A 19,783-nucleotide genomic window follows, 5' to 3' on the forward strand; every position below is an offset into this window, starting at 1 on the left:
CGTATCAGACGAATGTGGTCCGCTGACATTGGCGGCTTGCCTTGGAGAACCTAATGAACATGTCCGATACCCCTTCCGCCAACGTTGACCACAGCGAGATCGACAAGTTCTCTGCGCTGGCGGATCGCTGGTGGGATCCCGAAGGGGAATTCAAGCCACTGCATGCCATCAATCCGCTGCGCCTGGACTTTATCGACGCCAGGGTTGGGCTGGCTGGTCGCAAGGTCATCGATGTGGGCTGTGGCGGTGGCATCCTGGCTGAGGCCATGGCACGACGCGGTGCCCGAGTCACCGGAATTGACCTCGCCGACGCCTCGCTGGAGGTCGCTCGACAGCATGCCCGGGAGCACGACGTAGATGTCGACTACCGGCTGGTCAGCGTCGAGGATCTGGCGAGCGAAGCTCCGGCAAGTGCCGATGTCGTCACCTGCCTGGAGATGCTGGAGCATGTCCCCGATCCCGAAGCGATCATCCGGGCCTGCGCCTCACTGTTGAAGCCGGGTGGGCAACTGGTGCTGTCGACGATCAATCGCAACCCCAAGTCCTACGCTTTGGCCATCCTGGGAGCGGAATATCTGCTCAAGATGGTGCCCCGCGGCACCCATGACTATGCGCGCTTCATCCGCCCATCGGAACTGGCTCGCTGGTGCCGTGACGCTGGGCTCAAGGTCTGCGAACAGACAGGGCTGGTCTACCATCCGGTAACCCGCCGCTTCTCGCTCTCTGCCGAGGATGTCTCGGTCAACTATCTGATGCATTGCCGCAAGGAGGTGGCATGAGTCAGTCATCGCCCCAGGCCCTGCTGTTTGATCTCGATGGCACCCTGGTCGATACGGCGCCTGATCTGGCGATGGCCACCAATCGACTGCGCCAACTGCATGGTCAGGAGGCGCTGCCCTACCCACGCATCCGCGCTCAAGTCTCCAATGGCGGCAGTGCCCTGGTGACCCTCGCCCTGGGACTGGAACCGTCGCATCCTGATCACGCCGCAGCACGCAAGACATTGCTCGACTTCTATGCGGAAGCTGTCGCCGACCACAGCCAGGTGTTTCCGCCCCTCGATCGCCTGTTGTTGCACTGGCGCGATCGCTCGCGTCCCTGGGGCATCGTCACCAACAAGCCGCGCCTGTACGCCGAGCCCTTGGTCGAGGCGCTGGGACTGCAGCCTGGAGCCTTGCTGTGTGCCGATGACCTACCCCACAAGAAGCCCCATCCGGAACCACTGCTCGAGGCAGCACGGCGCCTGTCAGTGGCCCCGCAAGAGTGCTGGTATCTGGGCGACCACATGCGCGACATGCAAGCCGCCAGAGCGGCCGGCATGACCGCTATCGCAGTGGGATACGGTTATATCGCAGAGGAAGACGACATTCGGCAGTGGCCAGCGGATCGCTGGTTCGACACTGCTGAGGCGGTCGTGGAAGCGCTCAGCCTGCCCTGACACAACGGCAGTGGAGAGACCGACTACGGCCACGCCGTCGTCACTACACTCAGGTCCACGCTGCCATTGCCTTGCATCTTGCACCACCTGAGGCAGCTCAAGGCAATGGCAGTAAGTCACACTCAACGCCTTGGTGGCTGAGCGTCGAAGGCCTGACCGTTGCAGCCCCTGCTATCCGGCCCCATCAGCCACAGGTAGGTAGGCATGATGTCTTCCGGTGTGCGCAGGGTCATCGGATCTTCTCCGGGATAAGCCCCTTTGCGCATGGCCGTGCGTGTCGCACCAGGGTTCAGCGTGTTGACCCTGAGCGTCCCGAGGTGCTCAATTTCTTCGGCCAGCACCTGCGAGAACCCTTCGGTGGCGAACTTTGACACCGAATAGGCTCCCCAGTAGGCCCGCCCTTTGCGACCGACGCTGGAGGAGGTAAAGATGACGGAGGCATCCTGGGACTGGGTCAGCAGCGGCAACAGGGCCTGGGTCATCCAGATCGGCCCTTGCAGGTTGACCTGCATCACCTGCTCCCAGAGCTCAGGATTGTACTGCTCGAAGGGTGTGATTTTGCCCAGAAGCCCGGCGTTGTGCAGGATGCCGTCGAGACGGCCGAACTCCTTGTTCAACGCCTCAGCCATGTCGTGATAGTCCTTGAGCGTTGCCCCCTCGAAGTTCAGCGGGAAGATCGCCGGCTGTGGTCCTCCCGACGCTTCTATCTCGTCATACACCTTTTCAAGCTTGGACGTGGTGCGACCCAGCAGAATCACGGTGGCACCATGGCGAGCGTATTCGATCGCGGCAACTCGACCAATGCCGTCTCCGGCGCCGGTTACCAGAACGATGCGATCGTTAAGCAAGTCACTGGGCGCTTGATAGTCGATCTTGCAGGCGGTCTCATGGTCACTCATGGCGATTCCTCGATCAGGCCCCGCTCTGGCGCATGTAGTCATCGGCCAGAGATGCGGCATTGCTGTCAGGATAGTCTTCCTGCACCGACTTCAGCAGCGCATGTCCCGCATCCGTATCCCCCTGGCGCGCTTTCAGCAGTCCCAGCTTGTACATCGCATCGGGAACCTTGCTGCTGTCGGGGAATCTCTCCAGCACCGTGTCAAAGGCCTTCTCGGCATCGCCAAACGACGATTGGGCCGAATGCAACTCACCCAGCCAGTAGTAGGCATTGCCGGTCAGACTGCTGTCGGGATAGCGATCCACGAAGGTATCGAAATCACTGATGGCTTGATCGAAATTGCGTGACTGGACCTTGGAGAAAGCGGCCTGATACGCCTCGCGAGCCTGGTCGCTCGCGCCGCTTCCCCGTTCCGAGGATGCATCACTGGCCGCCTCGCCCTTCGGCGCGGAAGTGTCGGCAGCGGCCGCCGAGGATGAGGCTTGCGGCGCCTGGGCAGGCAGCTCGCTGAGGCGCTGATCCAGGTCCATGTACTGCTGGCGGCTCTGCTGCTTCAGCTGATCAAGCTGATAGCGCAACTCCTCGATCTGCCCGCGCAGCTCTCTCAGCTCCCGCTGGTGCTGTTCGACCTGGTTGAACAAGGCCAGGTTACCGCTGGCTTGGGCTTGGGTGGCCGTCTGATCATAAAAGCTGTTGCTGCCTCCAAGATCCCTGACAACCGGTTGCTGGGCCAGCGCTGGTGACATGATGGCGGGTACTATGACGGACAACGGGAGCACCAAGGCTCCCGCGCCGCACAGTCCCTTAAGACTGTGTCTCATTGACTTCTCCCACGTCCGACGTCAGTGACCTTTAGTAAGCAAAGACCACGCGGCGGTTCTGTGCAAAGGCATCCTCGTTGCTACCGCGAGCCGCCGGGCGCTCTTCACCGTAGCTGACGACTTCCACCTGGGACGGATTGACGCCTTGCAGGCGCAGGTAGCGCTCGACAGATCCGGCACGACGCTCACCCAGTGCCAGGTTGTATTCGCGGGTACCACGCTCGTCGGTGTGGCCCTGCAACACGACAGAGGCATTCGGATTGCGGCTGAGGTACTGAGCGTGGGCATTGACCACTGACTCGAACTCAGGGCGAATCGCGTCGCTGTCATAGTTGAAGTAGATGGTACGCACTTCCGGGATGCGTGCATCGGACATCTGGCCGGAGCCATCGGTGCCGTAGCCGCTTACCTGGCCGCTGCCTGCGGTGCCGGTGCCGACACCGGATCCGCCCATGGTGCCGGAACCACTTCCGGCGGCGCTGCCGTCCTGGGTGCCGCCAGTGCTGGAACAGCCAGCCAGCACGGCCAGGGAAGCGGCGATTGCCAGCGAACGGGCGTAGGGCTTCAGAAACATCGTGTCACTCTCCTTGCTTGATGCATCAAAGTCGATTCGTGGGCCGAGGCTACCAACGAATCAGTTGAGGAACGGGGACCAGGACGGCTCACGCACATCACCCTGGGCGGCTGGCAGGCGGAACTGCGCACGTCCATCGGCGGTGACCGCCCCCAGCACCCCCGTACTACCCTGCTGGGTGGCGAAGATTACCATGGTGCCATTGGGCGCGATACTGGGAGATTCAGCTTGTTGTGCATCGCTAATTTCCACCAGGCGCCCACTGTCCAGATCCTGCTTCGCCACCTGATAACCATTGTTGCCACGGTGGATCAAGAACAGCGTCTTGCCGTCCGGAGACAGGCGTCCACGAGCGTTGTAGCTACCGGTGTAGGTCAGACGCTCGGCGTTGCCGCCGTTGACGCTCTGACGATAGATCTGTGGACCTCCAGAGCGGTCAGAGGTAAAGATCAGGCTGCTGCCGTCGGGGCTCCAGGCCGGTTCGGTCTCGATGCTGCTGGAGTTGGTCACACGCTGCAGGTTACGAGAACCGATATCCATCACGTAGATTTCAGGCTGGCCATCGCGGGACAGCGCCATGGCCAGACGACGGCCATCCGGGGACCAGCTCGGCGCGCTATTGAGACCTTCAAAGTCGGTCAACTTGGCCCGCTGTCCGGTAGCCAGGTTCTGAACATAGATCGCCGGACGCTCGGTCTCGAAGGATACGTACGCCAGCTTGCCGCCGTCAGGCGACCAGGCCGGTGACATGATCGGCTCATCGGATGTCAGCACCTGCTGGCTGTTGCGACCGTCGGCATCCGCCACATAAAGACCATACTGGGTGTTATCACCCACGCCTTGGGACGTGACATAGGCAATACGGGTTGAAAACGCGCCGCGAATACCGGTGATCTCTTCGAAGATCTGGTCACTGATATAGTGGGCCGCCCCACGCAGGTCGGAGCTTGAGGCCGTCACAGTCTCTCCGAGCAGACGACTTTCGCCGCTGACGTCGAGCAGTTCGTAACGCACCTTGACCTGTCCACCTTCCTGGCTGGTGCTGCCTACGACCAGATAGCGGGAGTCCAGGCTACGCCAGTCGCCATAGGTGACGTCGTCACTGCTGGAGGGCTGGTTGAACATCGCCGAGCGAGGCAGAGGCTCGAAGTAGCCGCTGCGCTCCAGATCGTCGGAGACGACCTGGGCGATGTCCTCGGGCAAGCCACCGGCCTGATCAGCGAAGGGAACCACAGCGATGGGCGTGGCGCGCTCGTTACCCCGCGTAATATCGATGGTGAGGTCTGCAGAAGCCACGGGGCCAAGCAGCCACAGCATGGCGCCTGTCACGACCGAAGCCAGTCCTTTGCTGAGCGCACGTCGATGACCACCGGATCGACGCTCTGTTCCTGCCCACCAACTCGCGTTCAATGCTCTCATCAGCGAATGTCTCCTGGTCTGAACCGCAGATTGAATTGACGATAGTCGCGTTGCACGCCGCTGGGAAGGTCCCGCAGCTCGGAAAATGGCGCGGCCGACTCCACCGCCTGAATCGCCGAATTATCAAAGGCGGCATCGCCACTGGAGCGACGGATGCTCACCGCGAACACTTCCCCGGAGGGACCAAGCCGAACTTCAACTTCTGCCGTGGTGCCATTGCCGACATTAGGCGGGATGACCCAGGCTTGCTCTACGGCACGTCGCACCAGTTGAATGAAGCCATTGGCGGCCTCGGCGCCCTGCTCGGCATTGGAGACGGCATCGGAATCGCCTTCGATAATGCGCTGCAACTGCCGCTCAGCCTCCTCCCGTGCCTGGCGCTCAGCCTCCTCCCGGGCCTTGCGTTCGGCTTCCTCTTTGGCCCTCTGCTCGGCTTCCTCTCTGGCCTTTCGCTCGGCTTCCTCGCGGGCCTGGCGCTCAGCTTCCTCGCGGGCCTGGCGCTCAGCTTCTTCTCTGGCATTTTGCTCGGCTTCCTCGCGGGCCTGGCGCTCAGCTTCTTCTCTGGCCTTTTGCTCGGCTTCCTCACGGGCCTGACGCTCGGCTTCCTCTCTGGCCTTTCGCTCGGCTTCTTCGCGGGCTTGGCGCTCGGCTTCCTCTCTTGCTTTCTGCTCGGCCTCCTCGCGGGCCTGGCGTTCGGCTTCCTGCTGACGAGCGGCCTCTTCCTGACGTCTGCGCTCGGCTTCCGCCTGGCGCTCCTGCTCGGCCTGCTCACGTGCCGCTTCACGCTCAGCCTCCTGCTGCGCCCGCTGCTGTTCGGCAGCTTCCGCTTCAGCCGCGCGACGCTCTGCTTCAGCACGTGCTTGCTCCGCCGCTTCCGCCTGGGCCTGCCGTTCCGCTTCCTGCTGCGCTGCACGCTCAGCCTCTTCCTGGGCCTTGCGTTCAGCCTCTTGCTCGGCTTGCCGCTCGGCGTCACGCTTGGCCTCTTCCTCTGCCTGACGTTCCGCCGCACGGGTACGTGCCTCCGCAGCCTGCTGCGCCTGATCCGTCCGTGTTTCGGTGCTGATCAGCGTTGCCTGCACGATAGCGTTATTGGGCGTCTCAGGCTCGCTGGTCGGCCACTTGATCACGCTCAGGATAAGCAGCCCCAGGTGCAATGCCACGGCCAGCACTGTCGGCAGGCCGTAGCCGACGTTTCCGGCGCGCTTGCTGGTCGTTCGCCGTTGTGGTTTCGCCATGAGCTCTCCTAGCCTTCCTGGGGCGGGGGCTCGGAAATCAGCCCTACGTTGGCGACGCCAGCCACCTGCAGCGTGCTCATCAGGGTCACTATCTGGCCATATGCCACATTGCGGTCACCACGCACCATCACCGGCGTGCCGGGTTTTCGCTCCAGCAGAATAATGACGCGATCACTGAGCTCATCCAGGCTGACCTGCGTCTCGTCTCCACCAAGACTGATGAAATACTGGCCTTCCTTGTCGACCGACACGATGATCGGTTCGCTGTTCTCGACATCCTCGATCGGCTCGGACGTCACCTGTGGCAAATCGACCTTCACCCCCTGGGTCAGCATGGGTGCGGTAATCATGAAGATCACCAGCAGCACCAGCATGACGTCGATGAAGGGCACGACGTTGATTTCCCCCATGGGCTTGCTGCGCCCACGGCGATTGAAGGGTCCTAGCATGGAGGGTCTCCTTCCTCAGGCCGCACTTGCGTCGGGACGGCCCTGCAGGTTGCGGTGCAGGATGGAGTGAAACTCCTCGGCAAAGTCTTCGTACTTGCCCAGCAAGCGTGACGACTCGGCAGAAAGGCGGTTGTAGAAGATAACCGCAGGAATGGCCGCAAACAGGCCCATCGCGGTAGCGACCAGCGCTTCGGCAATCCACGGTGCCACCGTGGCCAAGGTCGCTTGCTGGGCCATGGACAGCGACTGGAAGGAGCCCATGATGCCCCACACGGTACCGAACAGACCGATATAGGGACTGGCCGAGGCGACGGTGGCCAGAAAGACCAGATGAAGGTTCAAGCGCTCTTCTTCGCGGGACCAGGCCACCCGCATGCTGCGCTGAACGCCGTCAAGGATCGCCTGTGGGCTGCGCGTCTTGGGCATCAGCCGATTGAATTCACGGAAACCCGCACGAAAGATGTGCTCAGCGCCCTGGCTATCGCCTTCGGCCGGAGCATTCTTGTACAGCTCGTTGAGGTCGACGCCGGACCAGAACCGATCTTCGAACGCGCGGTGAGCCTTGCGGGCACGCCGCATGACGAAGCTGCGCTGAAACACCACGATCCAGGACAGCACGGAACCGATCATCAGCAACAGCATGACGAACTGGACCACGCCGCTGGCGTTCATGATCAAGTGGGGAATGGACATGGAGTCGTTCACGGAAATCCTCGTCTCAAATCAGTCGTTGGAAGCGTCAAGGGCCCGGTCGTCCGGGGCCATGCCAAAATGGGTCCAGGCCTGGCGGGTAACCACCCGGCCTCTGGCGGTTCGCATCATCAGACCCTGCTGAATCAGATAGGGTTCGATGACATCTTCAATGGTGTCGCGCTCTTCTCCGATGGCAGCGGACAGAGAGTCCACGCCTACCGGACCACCCTCGAACTTTTCGATCATCGCCAGCAGCAGTCGGCGGTCCATATGATCCAGTCCATGGTGGTCCACATGCAGCATGTTCAGGGCCTGGTCGGCCACGTCGGCGGTGATATGACCTCCCGCCTTCACTTCGGCAAAGTCACGCACCCGCCGCAGCAGGCGATTGGCAATTCGGGGCGTGCCCCGAGACCGCCTCGCCACCTCTCTGGCACCGGCGAGGTCGGCTTCTACCTCGAGTAAACGCGCAGAACGCGCGACGATCTCGGTCAGCTCGTCGATGGCATAGAATTCCAGGCGCTGAACAATGCCAAAGCGATCGCGTAGTGGTGAGGTTAGCCGGCCTGCCCGGGTCGTGGCGCCGACCAGGGTAAAAGGAGGCAGATCGAGCTTGATCGAGCGTGCTGCCGGCCCTTCACCAATCACGATATCCAGCTGAAAATCTTCCATCGCCGGATAGAGGATCTCTTCGACCACAGGAGAGAGCCGGTGTATCTCATCGATGAACAGCACATCGCCGGCCTTCAGGTTGGTCAGCATGGCAGCCAGATCTCCGGCTCTCTCCAGCACCGGACCAGACGTCGAGGTCAACCCAACCCCCATCTCCGTGGCGATGATGTTCGCCAGCGTCGTCTTGCCGAGACCAGGAGGACCGAATACCAAGGTATGATCCAGGCTCTCGTCCCTGGCTCTGGCCGCATGGATAAAAATCTCGAGCTGTTCGCGCACACGCGGCTGGCCGATGTAATCGGCGAGACGCTTGGGACGAATGGCATGATCCACCCGACCCTCGCCTTCCAGGGTGTCTCCGGCGATAAGGCGATCCGTTTCAATCATGTCAGCCCGCCATGCGGCGTGTCAGTGCCGCCTTGATCATGGCTTCGGTACTGCCTTCCCCTTCGAGTCCCGACAGCATGCGGCTCGCCTCCGTAGGCTTATAGCCGAGACTGACCAATGCTGCTTCCGCATCCGCCAGCAAAGACGTGGAGGACGTGGGTGCCGCAGGTTGTCCTTCCAGCGGGAGACTGTCGGGATGCTGCCAATGGGGGAAGCGGTCTCGCATCTCGATGACCAGGCGTTCAGCGGTCTTCTTGCCCACGCCAGGTAGACGTGTCAGAGCCTTCACGTCGTCCTCCATGACGCAGCGCACGAAGGCGTCCTCCTCCATGCCCGAGAGAATCGCCAATGCCAGTTTCGGCCCGATGCCGTTGACCTTGATCAGGGCCCGAAACAACGCCCGCTCCTGCTCGCGAGCAAAGGCGTACAAAAGATGAGCGTCATCGCGTACGGTCAAATGGGTGTACAACGACACCTTCTCACCACTACCGGGCAGTGCGACCAGGGTCGTCATTGAGGCTTCCATTTCGTAGCCGACCCCTCCCACATCCACCACGAGCCAGGGGGGCTGAGTCTCGAGTAATGTGCCTGTGATGCGTCCAATCATGGCGCTATAACTTCCTTGAACATTCGGTGTAGGTGACCACCAGTGTAACCGAGACCGGGGCCGGAGTTCGCTGGTGCAACGCCGTAACATGCCACCGGACTAGCCCTTGGCTGCGCCCACTATACGGCTACCCGATAGCCATCGCTAGCGTGACAAACACTGTTCGAAAATCAAGGTGTCTGCATAAAGAGACGCTCGTCTAAGGGCACGGCTCCAGCGCTATCGTCAGGGACGGTACTGCCGCCAGGATTGTCCGCGACCACCGCCGCGACGCCCGCCATAATTGCCTTCATTGACCAGTCCTCGGGACGCGTAGAGGTGCGTCAAGGCAATCGCCAATGCATCTGCAGCGTCTGCCTGAGGAGTGCCCGACAGCCCAAGGGTGGCGGTGATCATATGCTGCACCTGGGTCTTTTCTGCGCCACCGGAACCGGTCACCGCCTGCTTGATCTGTCGTGGACCATACTCGTTGACGGTAAGACCGTGGTTGGCGGCACACACAATCGCAGCCCCTCGGGCCTGTCCCAATTTCAACGCGGAGTCGGCATTTTTCGACATGAACACCTGCTCAATGGCAAAGGCGCCTGGGCGGTAGAGGCCAATCAACTCGCTGATGCCGGCGTAGACCTGGGCGAGCCGTTGCGCCAGGGCGTCGTCTTTGAGGCGAATACAGCCACTGGCCACATAGCGTGGCTGTCGCTCGCTGGCGTCAAGTACACCGTAGCCTGTCACACGTGAACCAGGGTCAATGCCCAGCACAATCATCCCTGTCTCTCCTGTGCCGCGTACTGGACACACGTGCCACGGCCGTTGTCATCGCCCGCAAGAATGGCATGGCCTTGGCCTGAATTGGTGGAAAAATCTAGCATTTATGTCCTTAGGGTCGTGGCGCTGCCATCCTTGACCAGATCAAGATAACCGCACAATGCAGACGAAAGCGTCTGAGGCTGTGCTAGCGTAATGCACACCATTCTATCGTTCCTTCAAATGACCAGCGAATCCGACACAGGAGTCAGGTATGAAAGATGTGGCCATCGTAGGCGCGGGGCCTGTTGGCATCTGCTTGGCGCGTGCACTGGCGGGCGCTGGAATGGACGTGGCGCTAATTGAGCGCGCGCGCCAGGACCAGCTCTCCACCCCCCAACCAGATGGCCGCGAGATCGCCGTCACCCGAGCGTCTGCGGGTCTGCTGGAAACGCTAGGCGTATGGCAGCGGATTCCCCAGCAGCAGGTGTATCCACTGGCGAGCGCAAGAATTTTCAATGGTGCATCGCAGTTCTCGATGAAGGTGGATCCACACGATCCCGATCATCCCCTCGGCGTGATGGTCTCCAACCATCTGATCCGCCAGGCGGCCTACGATGAGGCAAGTCGAATCGATGGCATCGAGTGGCACTTCTCTTCACTGAAGCAGATTGACACAGATGCTCAGTGCGCGCGGCTTCGTCTTGAGAATGGTGAGGAAGTGACAGCGCGGCTGGCGGTCGCCGCCGACAGCCGCTTTTCCGAGACTCGCCGTCAAATGGGGATCGCCGCACGCATGCGGGACAATGGACGCAGTATGATGGTGTGCCGCGTTCACCACGAACGCGCTCACGACCAGTCTGCCTGGGAGTGGTTTGATCACGGCCAGACACTGGCGCTACTACCCTTGACCTCTCATCTATCTTCCGCGGTAGTCACCCTGCCCAGCCGGCAGATGGCAGAACTGTCGTCACTTCCCTCAGAAGAGCTTTCCGCTGCCTTGACACAGCGCTACGCCAACCGACTGGGAGCGATGACCGTCGACGGTGAAGCGCACGTCTACCCCTTGGTCAGTACTTATGCTGAACGCTTTGTCGGCACTCGCCTGGCGTTGGTCGGCGATGCGGCGGTGGGCATGCATCCTGTCACCGCCCATGGCTTCAACTTCGGGATACATAGCCAATACCGCCTGGCCCGACGGTTGATCGACGCCTATCAGCAGGGTAAGGATATCGCCGCCCCACCTCTGCTGGTCGGCTATGAACGGGAGCACCGTCTCGCCACTTGGCCGCTGTATCAGGCGACCCAGGCCATCGTCGGGCTATATACCGATGAACGCCCCCATGCTCGCATCCTGCGACACCTTGGTTTACGAGCGGGAGAGCGACTGTCTCCTGCCCGCCATTGGCTAGCGCAGCAGCTTGCTCAGACCGCGCCCAATCGAGCAGGGCCGACTCCACTCCCTGGGCTGCCGTCACTGCCCCTGCCACCTGCGCCCTTTCCTTCCCTGTTGTTTTCAGGGGCGCCCTCTCGCCAGCAGTAAGCAGAAATGACCGCTATATAAACGCAGAACCCCCGCCATATGGCGGGGGTTCTGCGTCATTCATGCGCCAGACGGACCTGTCGAAACAAGCCCCTGGTGCAAGCGCCCAGGTGACGGCCTGGGCGGCTTGCCTCACTCGGCGCTGTCGGCCTTGGCCTTCTGACGAAGACGAATGTTCAGCTCCTTGAGCTGATCGGCGCTGACATCGCCCGGTGCGTCCGTCATCAAGCAGGCGGCACTCTGCGTCTTCGGGAAGGCAATGACTTCCCGAATGGTGCGCGCACCGGTCATCAGCATGACCAGACGGTCGAGACCGAATGCCAGGCCACCGTGGGGCGGCGCGCCATAGTGCAGGGCGTCGAGCAGGAAGCCAAACTTCTCACGGGCCTCTTCTTCACCGATCCCGAGAATCTCGAACACCACGCTCTGCATGGCCTGATCGTGAATACGAATGGAGCCGCCACCCAGCTCGGTACCGTTCAGCACCATGTCATAGGCGCGTGAAAGGGCCCCCGCCGGATTGGCCTTGAGCTCTTCCGGGCTGCAGGCTGGTGAGGTGAACGGGTGGTGCAGCGGACTCAGACGCCCGTTGTCATCCGCCTCGAACATCGGGAAGTCGACGACCCACAGCGGTGCCCAGGCCTGGGTGTAGAGATTGAGATCCTCGCCCAGCTTGACCCGCAGCGCTCCCAGTGCCTCGTTGACGATGCGCGCCTTGTCGGCGCCGAAGAAGATGATGTCGCCATCTTCCGCACCGACACGGTCAAGCAGCGTCTCGATCACGTCTTCCATGAACTTGACGATCGGCGACTGCAGACCTTCGATACCCTTCGCACGCTCGTTGACCTTGATCCAGGCCAGACCGCGCGCTCCGTAGATACCGACGAACTTGGTGTATTCGTCAATTTCCTTGCGTGACAGCTTGGCACCGCCACTCACCTTGAGCGCTGCCACACGACCGTCTTCGGCGTTGGCAGGACCAGAGAAGACCTTGAAGTCGACGTCTTTCATCAGATCGTCGACATCGGTCAGCTCGAGCGGAATACGCAGATCAGGCTTGTCGGAGCCGAAGCGATGCATCGCCTCATGCCAGGTCATCTGCGGGAAGTCGCCAAGTTCGACATCCAGCACATCCTTGAACAGGCCCTGGATCATGGATTCGGTAATACCCATGATGTCGGACTCGTCGACAAAGGAAGCCTCGAGGTCGATCTGAGTGAATTCAGGCTGACGATCCGCCCGCAGGTCCTCGTCGCGGAAACACTTGGCAATCTGGTAGTAACGATCGAAGCCCGCCACCATCAACAGCTGCTTGAACAGCTGTGGGGACTGCGGCAACGCAAAGAAGTTGCCAGCATGGGTACGGCTAGGCACCAGGTAGTCGCGGGCACCCTCAGGGGTGGCGCGGGTCAGTACCGGGGTCTCGATATCCAGAAAGCCTTCGCCTTCGAGGAAGGCGCGTACGCTGTGGGAGATGCGAGAACGCAGACGCAGCTTCTCGATCATCTCAGGGCGACGCAGATCAATGTAGCGGTGCTTGAGGCGAATTTCCTCACCGACCTTGCCATGCTCGTCCAGCTGAAACGGCGGCGTTGCGGCGGTGTTGAGCACCTCTACTTCTTTGGCCAGCACCTCGATCAGGCCTGTCGGCATGTTCGGGTTCTGGGTGCCCTCGGGACGCATGCGCACACGGCCCTGAATGCGCAGCACGTACTCGCTGCGGGCGCGGTCGGCATTGGCGAAGGCCTCGGCAGTGTCAGGGTCGACCACAACCTGGGCGATACCATCACGATCGCGAAGGTCTAGGAAGATCACCCCACCGTGGTCACGGCGGCGATGCACCCAGCCGCACAGGCTGACCGTCTGGTCTACCAGGGTTTCGTTGAGCTGGCCGCAATAATGGCTGCGCATGTTGATTCCTGTCATGTTGCGTGAAGGTTGGACGGATCGAGACTCAGGCGGCGGCGCCGTCTCCGGAGGACGAGCTACCGGAGCCACTGCTGCCACTCGAGGCACCACTGTCGCCCGCCAAGTTTTTCTTGCTGCCGCCGGTCTTGAAATCGGTTTCGTACCAGCCACCGCCGGCAAGACGAAAGCCTGCGGCAGATACCAGACGATTCAGCTCGGGGGCTTCACAGGCTGGACAATCGCTCAAGGGAGCGGCGCTCATTCGCTGCAGCTTCTCGAGACGGTGGCCACAGGCCTTGCACTGATATTCGTAGATGGGCATGGTTTGAGGTCTCCGTTCGCATCAACCCTAAAAGTAGGAACAGAGACGCCACAGCGGCACATCTTCCGCAGCTCTCTGTCCCGACATGCGATATAGGGCCGGCCAAAAGCAATTCCAAGCCCAGATCAAGGGGCCGTATTATAGCGCGCTGAACCCCATGAGGCACAGCCCTGTGCGATCAAACCGCTCAAACTCGGCCATGCTACCCCCAATGACAAGAGGAGCCGTGATGAAAGCCGTTCTACTCGATGCCGACAGCCTGGGCGACGACATTGACCTGACCCCCCTGCGCGAGCAGCTCGACAGCCTGGACGTCCACCCCACCAGCACCACCGCCGAGGCCCGCGCGCGCCTCGACGGTGCTGATGTTGCGATCGTCAACAAGGTCGTGCTGGACGCCGATACGCTGAACGCCCTGCCCTCGCTGAAGCATATCTGCGTGCTGGCAACGGGCACCAACAACATCGATATGGAGGTCGCCCGGCAACGCGGCATTCGGGTCGACAACGTCAGCGCCTATGGTACCGCCAGCGTCGCCCAGCACACCCTGATGCTGATCCTGGCGCTGGCCACTCGCCTGCCACAGTACACCAGCGATGTTGCTGAAGGACGCTGGGGTGAGAGTCCCTTCTTCTGCATGATGGGGCATCCCACGGTACAGCTCGAAGGAAAGCATCTGGTGCTGGTCGGCCAGGGGGAGCTTGGGTCTCGCGTCGCCTCTCTGGCCGAGGCCTTCGGCATGCGGGTGACGTTCAGTGCACGTCCAGGTAATGAAGCCAACGACCATCGCCCCGCCCTGGCCGAACTGTTGCCGGAGGCCGATGTGGTCAGCCTGCACTGTCCACTGACCGAACACAGCCGCCACCTGATCAACGCTGACAACCTTGCACGCATGAAGGCCGGCGCGCTGCTGGTGAATTGCGCCCGCGGTGGTGTCATCGACGAGGAAGCCGCACTGGCGGCGCTGCGTGATGGCCGTCTGGCCGGCCTGGCCGTGGATGTCTTGCCGGTAGAGCCACCCCGCGATGGTCATGCGCTGATTGACGCGCTCAACGAGACGCCGCGGCTCAATCTACTGGTGACGCCGCACAGTGCGTGGATCACCCCGGAAGCGCGACAGAACATCGTACGGCTGACCGCGGAGAACTTGCGAAACGCCTGACGACCTAGCGTCGTGTCTTCGTGCCCTTGTCTAACGTTGATGTTATTCGAGGGCACCTCAATAAGGTGTTTGCCTATGCAGATAACGGTATAAACACGAATCTACCGTTGACTGCGCTTGCACACACCGGCCTTCACTCCGATACTTCGCGCTAACGCCGTATCACCAGGCGCAGGCACTTTTCGTACAAGCCCTAAGCCCATACCGTCATCGGACACCCTATGTTGTATAACTACGGGTCGATCAACCTCGACCATGTCTACCGCGTCTCTCATCTGGTGCGTCCTGGAGAAACCCTTGCCAGCCACGAACACCGTGTCGGCCTTGGCGGCAAGGGCGCCAATCAATCATTGGCCCTTGCCAAAGCGGGAGGCCAGGTCCAGCACTGGGGCTGCCTCAACGCACAGGATGGCTGGGCTCGCGAGTTACTGCAGGATGCCGGCGTCGACGTTACTGGCGTCAAGCAGGTACCAGGCCCTTCCGGACACGCCATCATTCAGGTGGACGACAGCGCGGAGAATGCCATTCTGCTCTTCCCCGGCGCCAATCATCACTTCAAGGCGGAGGATATCGCCGAACTGATGAAGGCTTGCTCAGCCGGTGATTGGCTGTTGCTGCAAAATGAGTGCAGCGTACTCGCCGACAGCATCCAGCTGGCACATCAGCGCGGCGTCCAGATCGCCTTCAACCCTGCGCCGATGAGCGATGACGTCAAGCGTCTGCCGCTGCATCTGGTCGATCTGCTGTTCGTCAATCGCGGCGAAGCCGCCTGGCTCGCTGAATGTGAGGATGACGCCTCTGCCGAGGCCTTGCTGGACGCCCTGGCGCAACAGCTTCCAACAACGGCAGTGGTGTTGACTCTGGGAGCCGAAGGCGCCTGGTACCAGCACGGCGATCAGCGGTACTTTCAGCCCGCCAGCAGCGTCAAGGCCGTCGACACTACAGCAGCCGGCGACACCTTCATCGGCTACTATCTGGCCGCCATGCAGGAGCAGGCAAGCGTTGCCGAGTGCCTGGCCCTCGCTTCCACCGCAGCCGCCTTGGGTGTTCAACGCCAAGGCGCTGCCACCAGCGTTCCCGCGCGCCATGAAGTGGACAGCGCCCTTTCATCCGGTCAGCACCAGATCCGCTGAGCCATTCTTCTTCAGCGTAGGCGTGGCACCACGCCACGCCTGCTGCACAGGAGCTATCGTGAAGTATCCGATCATCTTTGATACCGATCCTGGCGTTGATGACGCTCAGGCCATCGCCATCGCCCTGCGTCATCCCGACATTGACCTGCTGGGCATGACCACCACCTTTGGCAATGTCGATATCGATACCGCCACCCACAATGCGCTGTTGCTCGGTGAGTTGGCGGGCCAGCCCGTCCCAGTGGCCCAGGGCTCGGCATGCCCAATGGTCAAGCCGCGACACCCGGCACCGAAACATATTCACGGCGATAATGGGCTTGGCAACATTCCGCTGCCACCCGTCACCGGCCAGGCGGAGTCACGCAACGCGGCTCAATTCATCGTGGATACGGTGCGTGCACGTCCAGGTGAGGTGTCACTTGTCGCCGTGGGCCCCCTGGGCAATCTGGCCGCAGCACTTCAGCTGGCGCCAGAGATTGTCACTCTGGTTCGCCAAGTGGTCGTCATGGGCGGCTCCATCCGCGAAGGGGGCAATGTCACTCCGGTGGCGGAGGCCAACATCTTCAATGACGCCCACGCCGCGCAAAAGGTACTGACCGCGGGCTGGCCGCTGACCCTGGTGGGACTCGACGTCACCCATCGCTGTATCCTCACCCCCGAGCACATGTCCCGCATTGAAGCTGCCCAGGGGAATCTCGGTCGCGTCCTCGCCGGCAGCTATGACTTCTACCGCGCCTTCTACCGTGATGCCCTGGGCATCGACGGCTGCTGCCCTCACGACAGTGTGGCATTGGCCTGGCTGGTACGCCCGGAGCTGTTCAAGACCACCCGGGGCCACCTCAGCGTGGTGACCGAGGGCGCTGCGGAGGGCCAGACCATTCTTGCCGCGGAGGGTCGCCAGTTCATCGAGCCTCGCTGGTCCGGCACTCCTCTTGCGCAGGTGTGTCTCGAGGTAGACGGCGCTGCGGTCAGCCAATGGATCGCAGATACGCTCGGCTAACCCACCACGCCCGCTGGCGTCGACGCATCTTGCACTAGCTCGTTGCCCCGTTGATCTAGCAAGGGGCAACTCCGCATGGTGCCCAAGCAAAGGGGGCGGCCACCGACCGCTCGGTGACCGCCCCCTGTCGCTGTCGCCTTCTCGTCAGCCCGTCGTGAATGCCTCGGGCATCGACGAGAGTCTCACCTCTTGACGCGTCACTCGGGTCACCGTGGCCTGGGGCGGACCCTGCTCCAGCCACTCAGCGACCTGCTCGACCTCATGGCGAGGGCCGCACAGCAGTACCTCCACGCTGCCGTCAGGTTGATTATGCGCGTGCCCAACCAGCCCATGCGCCTGGGCCTGCTGCTGAGTCGACCAGCGAAAACTCACGCCTTGTACCTGCCCTTCGACAACGGCCTCCAGGCACATCATGTCACTCTCCATATTGTCCTCCCGCGCCTGATCGTGCTGCTTGGCGGTGGCTGCATGGCCTGTGCCGCTCACTTCATCCTCGGACATCCCATCGACGCGCTCAAGCGTGTCGACCTCTTGCTGACGCTGTTGCGCCTCCTGTTCGAATTCACGCTGCTCTTCAGCGCTCCACTGGGCCTTCACGCTTTGCTGATCCATCAACTCCTGCTTGACCAGCACGGCACTGTTGCGAGGAATAATCGGCTTGTGGCGGGCGACCAGGTGCACCTTGGTAAAGGCGGCGCCGAACAGCAGGATCAAGGAGGAGTAGTAGACCCACAGCAACACCACCACCACAGAGCCCGCTGCGCCGTAAGTCGATGCAGTGGCGTTGTAGGCAAGGTACAGCGCAATACCTGAGCGGCCTACCGAGAACAGCAATGCGGTGACCACGGCCCCGACAATGACATCACGCCAGCGCAACACCACGTCCGGCAAGACCTTGAAGATGGTGGCGAACAAGGCGGCAATGACCCCCACCGACACGGCAAACTCAATGCCCCTGGTCAGTAGACTGACATAGGGTAGAAGGTCATCAGCGGCCTTCAACGCCGCCCTCACAAAGACCCCAAGACCTACCGAAACCAACAGAATGAAGCCGATCGCGAGCACGATGGTCAACGACAGCATCCGGTTCTTCACGAAGATCCAGGCACTGTTACTGGTAGGACGGGCCGCTACTCCCCAGATGGTGTTCAGTGAAAACTGCATCTGACCGAACACGGTGGTGGCACCAACGATCAAGGCGCCAAAGCCCAGCAAGGTCGGCAACAGCCCGGACTCCTGAATCCGCGACTGGGCCACGGCCTGTTCGATGGCAGAGGCGGCGTCGGGTCCCATGGTGCCCTGCAGCTGGGCAAATATCTGTCCCTGGGCCGCCTCTTCACCGAGCACTACCCCAATCACCGTCACTGCAATGATCACCGTGGGGGCCAGGGAGAACAGCGTGTAAAACGCCAGGGACCCTGCATAGCTGAAAGCATTGCGCTCTAGCCAGAGCGCCACGGACCGCCGCAGTACTCCCCACCAGAAGGCGAAGAATGGAATGATCATAACGTTCCCTCGTCATTTTCTTTGCTGTCAGCATACCGAAGAGCGCGAGACAACGCAGAACCGATGTTCAACACCCTGTCTCAAGCAGGGGTTTGCGCGACCTGCCCCACCCCACCATAATGGCGGCGTCTGCGATACAGGAGTCGTTCATGCCCCCCGTCCCGGCCAGCACATCGTCCCAGGCCAGCTTCGACTGCCTTGTCTTTATTGGCCGCTTTCAGCCGCCGCACCTGGGCCATCTCGCTGTGATCCGGGCGGCGCTGAAGCAGGCGCGCCAGGTGATCGTCCTGGTAGGGTCTGCCTGGCAGGCGCGATCTCTACGCAACCCCTGGCGCTTCGACGAGCGCCGCCAGATGTTACGTAGCGCCTTCGACGACGAGGACAACGCCCGACTCGAAATCGTGCCGTTGCTCGACGCACTGTACAACGACGACGTCTGGGTCCACGACGTACAGCGCAAGGTGCGTGATCTGGCGCACCCCGAAAGCGCGAGACTGCCGCGAATCGGTCTGATCGGCGCAAGCAGAGGACAGTCAAGCTACTACCTGTCGCTGTTTCCCCAGTGGGAGTCCGTCAGCGTGCCGCTGGTAGAAGCGATCTCTGCCAGCCAGATTCGTGAGCGGCTGTTCCGCTCACAGGGCTCCGCAGTGGAATATCTCTCCACTAACGCCAGCCATGACCTTCCACCCGGTGTGGTTGAGCACGTCCATGAGTTCATGGACAGCAAACCCTACCGCCAGTTGGGAGAGGAACAACAGCTACTTGATCAATATCGCGCAGCCTGGGCCCAGGCGCCCTATCCGCCGATCTTTGTCACCGTATGCGCCGTAGTGGTGCAGTCGGGTCATGTGCTGTTGGCAAGGCGCACCTCGGCCCCGGGCAAGGGCTTGTATGCCCTGCCAGGGGGGTTTATCAGCGCCCAGGAGCGTTTGATGGATGCTTGTCTGCGAGAGTTGCGGGAGCGCATCCGCTTGAAAGTGCCGGAGCCGGTGCTGAAGGGATCACTGAGGGGACAACGCCTGTTCGACGAGCCCCATCGCAGCTGGCGTGGCAGGACCCTGGCCGAGGCCTTCTATTTTGCGCTGCGCCCTGACCAGAACCTTCCTCGGATCAAACCCGTCAAGGGCGGAGATCATGCTCGCTGGGTACCGTTGGCCGAACTGGAGCCGGAGAGTCTGTTCGAAGATCACTTCTTCATCATTCAGAACTTTCTTGGCCTGCCTGCCGACCGGCGCTCCTGACCACGAGCGCCACCTCACCCACCACCGAGGC

Annotated in this window: 20 protein-coding genes and 1 pseudogene; 7 read left to right on the top strand and 14 right to left on the bottom strand. The window is 61.5% G+C overall.

All coding sequences use genetic code 11. The features are described 5' to 3' along the window. The first annotated feature begins 59 nt into the window (after positions 1-59). Positions 60-779: a bifunctional 2-polyprenyl-6-hydroxyphenol methylase/3-demethylubiquinol 3-O-methyltransferase UbiG gene (ubiG, locus tag KUV41_RS10355; RefSeq protein ID WP_374107020.1), complete on the top strand. Its 720-nt coding sequence runs from the start codon at positions 60-62 to the stop codon at positions 777-779. Then, the gene (locus KUV41_RS10360; protein WP_222485980.1) at positions 776-1,438 is read left to right on the top strand and encodes an HAD-IA family hydrolase; all 663 of its coding nucleotides are present in this window, start codon (positions 776-778) and stop codon (positions 1,436-1,438) included. The genes ubiG and KUV41_RS10360 overlap by 4 nt, the downstream gene beginning before the upstream one ends. Positions 1,439-1,560: 122 nt before the next feature. Here the strand turns inward: KUV41_RS10360 and KUV41_RS10365 are convergent, their stop codons facing one another. From KUV41_RS10365 to ruvC, 10 genes are all read right to left on the bottom strand, one after another. Continuing rightward, positions 1,561-2,337, bottom strand: coding sequence for a YciK family oxidoreductase (locus KUV41_RS10365; protein WP_222485982.1), 777 nt, complete (start codon positions 2,335-2,337; stop codon positions 1,561-1,563). A 13-nt stretch (positions 2,338-2,350) separates the two neighbouring features. Continuing rightward, positions 2,351-3,157: a tol-pal system protein YbgF gene (ybgF, locus tag KUV41_RS10370; RefSeq protein WP_222485984.1), complete on the bottom strand. Its 807-nt coding sequence runs from the start codon at positions 3,155-3,157 to the stop codon at positions 2,351-2,353. Between the two features lie 31 nt (positions 3,158-3,188). Then, positions 3,189-3,731, bottom strand: coding sequence for a peptidoglycan-associated lipoprotein Pal (gene pal, locus KUV41_RS10375; protein WP_206938672.1), 543 nt, complete (start codon positions 3,729-3,731; stop codon positions 3,189-3,191). A 60-nt stretch (positions 3,732-3,791) separates the two neighbouring features. Then, a complete protein-coding gene (tolB, locus tag KUV41_RS10380) occupies positions 3,792-5,048 on the bottom strand; it encodes a Tol-Pal system beta propeller repeat protein TolB (protein ID WP_222486068.1) in 1,257 nt (418 codons plus the stop codon). Between the two features lie 101 nt (positions 5,049-5,149). Next, complete coding sequence (gene tolA, locus KUV41_RS10385; RefSeq protein WP_222485986.1) at positions 5,150-6,385, bottom strand: cell envelope integrity protein TolA; 1,236 nt, start codon at positions 6,383-6,385, stop codon at positions 5,150-5,152. A gap of 8 nt (positions 6,386-6,393) precedes the next feature. Beyond that, the gene (tolR, locus tag KUV41_RS10390) at positions 6,394-6,834 is read right to left on the bottom strand and encodes a protein TolR (protein ID WP_206938666.1); all 441 of its coding nucleotides are present in this window, start codon (positions 6,832-6,834) and stop codon (positions 6,394-6,396) included. A 15-nt stretch (positions 6,835-6,849) separates the two neighbouring features. Continuing rightward, on the bottom strand, positions 6,850-7,539 hold the full coding sequence (gene tolQ, locus KUV41_RS10395; RefSeq protein ID WP_224852098.1) for a protein TolQ: 690 nt from the start codon (positions 7,537-7,539) through the stop codon (positions 6,850-6,852). An 18-nt stretch (positions 7,540-7,557) separates the two neighbouring features. Further along, the gene (gene ruvB, locus KUV41_RS10400) at positions 7,558-8,586 is read right to left on the bottom strand and encodes a Holliday junction branch migration DNA helicase RuvB (protein ID WP_206938665.1); all 1,029 of its coding nucleotides are present in this window, start codon (positions 8,584-8,586) and stop codon (positions 7,558-7,560) included. A gap of 1 nt (position 8,587) precedes the next feature. Further along, complete coding sequence (gene ruvA, locus KUV41_RS10405) at positions 8,588-9,193, bottom strand: Holliday junction branch migration protein RuvA (RefSeq protein ID WP_206938656.1); 606 nt, start codon at positions 9,191-9,193, stop codon at positions 8,588-8,590. Positions 9,194-9,418: 225 nt separating this feature from the next. Continuing rightward, entirely contained in the window at positions 9,419-9,958 is a 540-nt protein-coding gene (gene ruvC / locus KUV41_RS10410; RefSeq protein ID WP_206938654.1) for a crossover junction endodeoxyribonuclease RuvC, read from the bottom strand. A gap of 253 nt (positions 9,959-10,211) precedes the next feature. Here ruvC and ubiM point away from each other — a divergent pair, with 253 nt between their 5' ends. Then, positions 10,212-11,480, top strand: coding sequence for a 5-demethoxyubiquinol-8 5-hydroxylase UbiM (gene ubiM / locus KUV41_RS10415; protein WP_222485988.1), 1,269 nt, complete (start codon positions 10,212-10,214; stop codon positions 11,478-11,480). A 132-nt stretch (positions 11,481-11,612) separates the two neighbouring features. Here ubiM and aspS read toward each other — a convergent pair whose 3' ends face one another. Together aspS and KUV41_RS10425 are read right to left on the bottom strand one after the other, a co-directional pair. After that, positions 11,613-13,391: an aspartate--tRNA ligase gene (aspS, locus tag KUV41_RS10420; protein WP_222485990.1), complete on the bottom strand. Its 1,779-nt coding sequence runs from the start codon at positions 13,389-13,391 to the stop codon at positions 11,613-11,615. 43 nt (positions 13,392-13,434) lie between these two features. Continuing rightward, positions 13,435-13,710 (bottom strand): FmdB family zinc ribbon protein, encoded by a 276-nt coding sequence (locus tag KUV41_RS10425; protein WP_222163836.1) that lies wholly within the window; start codon positions 13,708-13,710, stop codon positions 13,435-13,437. 229 nt (positions 13,711-13,939) lie between these two features. On the opposite strand from KUV41_RS10425, the gene KUV41_RS10430 reads away from it, so the two are divergent. The 3 genes from KUV41_RS10430 to KUV41_RS10440 all read left to right on the top strand — a co-directional run bounded on the left by KUV41_RS10430 (position 13,940) and on the right by KUV41_RS10440 (position 17,005). After that, complete coding sequence (locus KUV41_RS10430; RefSeq protein WP_206938641.1) at positions 13,940-14,872, top strand: D-2-hydroxyacid dehydrogenase; 933 nt, start codon at positions 13,940-13,942, stop codon at positions 14,870-14,872. Between the two features lie 221 nt (positions 14,873-15,093). Beyond that, positions 15,094-16,005, top strand: coding sequence for a ribokinase (locus tag KUV41_RS10435; RefSeq protein WP_222485992.1), 912 nt, complete (start codon positions 15,094-15,096; stop codon positions 16,003-16,005). A 58-nt stretch (positions 16,006-16,063) separates the two neighbouring features. After that, positions 16,064-17,005, top strand: coding sequence for a nucleoside hydrolase (locus tag KUV41_RS10440; RefSeq protein WP_222483242.1), 942 nt, complete (start codon positions 16,064-16,066; stop codon positions 17,003-17,005). 144 nt (positions 17,006-17,149) lie between these two features. On the opposite strand, the gene yccX is transcribed toward KUV41_RS10440, so the two are convergent. Together yccX and KUV41_RS10450 are read right to left on the bottom strand one after the other, a co-directional pair. Next, entirely contained in the window at positions 17,150-17,617 is a 468-nt protein-coding gene (gene yccX / locus KUV41_RS19645; RefSeq protein WP_315900576.1) for an acylphosphatase, read from the bottom strand. Then, positions 17,615-18,511 (bottom strand): annotated as a pseudogene (locus KUV41_RS10450) (YihY/virulence factor BrkB family protein); the annotation flags it as partial. The gene yccX and the pseudogene KUV41_RS10450, both read right to left, overlap by 3 nt. Positions 18,512-18,660: 149 nt before the next feature. On the opposite strand from KUV41_RS10450, the gene KUV41_RS10455 reads away from it, so the two are divergent. Further along, positions 18,661-19,752, top strand: a complete 1,092-nt coding sequence (locus tag KUV41_RS10455; protein ID WP_222485994.1) for a bifunctional nicotinamide-nucleotide adenylyltransferase/Nudix hydroxylase — start codon at positions 18,661-18,663, stop codon at positions 19,750-19,752. Positions 19,753-19,783 lie beyond the last annotated feature (31 nt).

The organism is Halomonas sp. DP8Y7-1 (assembly GCF_019801685.1).
GTDB lineage: Bacteria > Pseudomonadota > Gammaproteobacteria > Pseudomonadales > Halomonadaceae > Halomonas > Halomonas litopenaei_A.